The sequence below is a fragment of the Dactylosporangium sp. CA-092794 genome (genome assembly GCF_050948465.1).
GTDB lineage: Bacteria > Actinomycetota > Actinomycetes > Mycobacteriales > Micromonosporaceae > Dactylosporangium.
This window is the reverse complement of record NZ_CP192044.1, coordinates 5,874,639-5,875,721: the sequence shown is the minus strand read 5'-3', so window position 1 is coordinate 5,875,721 and position 1,083 is coordinate 5,874,639. Positions and strand designations below refer to the sequence as shown.

The 1,083-nt window shown below is 69.5% G+C and carries 1 protein-coding gene (cut by a window edge); it reads right to left on the bottom strand.

Features of this window, described 5'->3' with window-relative positions; translation table 11 throughout:
• Positions 1–39: 39 nt before the first annotated feature.
• On the bottom strand, positions 40–1,083 hold the end of the coding sequence (locus tag ACQPXD_RS24930) for an SDR family NAD(P)-dependent oxidoreductase (protein WP_432842508.1). Its footprint extends 26,946 nt past the window's final position; the window shows 1,044 of its 27,990 coding nt (coding positions 26,947–27,990); its start codon lies off the right edge, out of view; its stop codon occupies positions 40–42.

The window sequence follows — 1,083 nt, the reverse complement described above, 5'->3', positions numbered from 1 at the left end:
GTCAGGTACCCCACCTATTCGAGCGGTGCAAGGAGGTGCTCATGAAAGGCCCAGATCGTTGTCGATGAAGCTGAGCAGTTCGTCCCGGCTGGCGGTGGTGAGCTTCTCGGCGACGGCCGTGCTGCTGGGCGCCTTCGGGCCGTCGAGACTGGCCGCGAGCAACTGGATCCGGGCGGCGAGCGTCCGGCGCAGTTCGCTGTCGGCATCGAGGCCGGCGAGCCGGGCCTTGAATTTGTCGAACTGGGCCAGCAGCGGCAGCTCCGGCTCGGGTCCGGCCGGGATGAGTTCGGTGAGGAGGTGCCGGGCGAGGGTCTCGGGCGTCGGATGGTCGAAAACGGTCGTGGCGGGCAGCCGCAGCCCGGTCGCCGCGACCAGCCGGTTGCGGAACTCCACCGCCGTCAACGAATCAAACCCGAGATCCCGGAACGCCACCCCACCATCCACCGACGCCGGCCCAGCATGACCAAGCACAGCCGCAACATGCGCGCAGACGAGTTCCTGCACGACCTCGATCCGCCGCGCTTCACCCAGCCCACGCAGACGAGCCACCAGCTCAGCCCCCTCAGCCCGGTCCGGCTCCGCGTCACCGACCCGCGCCTCCGGGATCGCCGCCAACAACGGACTGGGGCGGGCCACGGTGAATGCAGCGCCGAACGTCGCCCAATCCACATCAGCGACCGTCACACAGGCCTCACCCCGCCCGACCGCTTCCGCGAGCGCCTGCACCGCCAGGCCCGGATCCAGCGCCCGCACCCCACGCCGGGCGAGCGCGGCGGCAGCATCAGCCCGCGCCATCCCAGCCCCCGCCCACGGCCCCCACGCCACACTCGTCACCACCCGACCAACCCCGCGCTGCTGCACCGCATACGCATCCAGAAACGCATTCGCCGCCGCATACACACCCTGACCACCACTACCCCACACCCCGGCAATCGACGAGAACAATACGAACGCGTCAAGCGGACGCTCACTACCCTCAACCAGCAGCCGATGCAAGTTCCGCGTCCCAGCCACCTTCGCCGCCAGGATGTCCGCGACCGCACCCTCGCCGGTGTCCGCAATGGACGACCCTTGACCGATCCC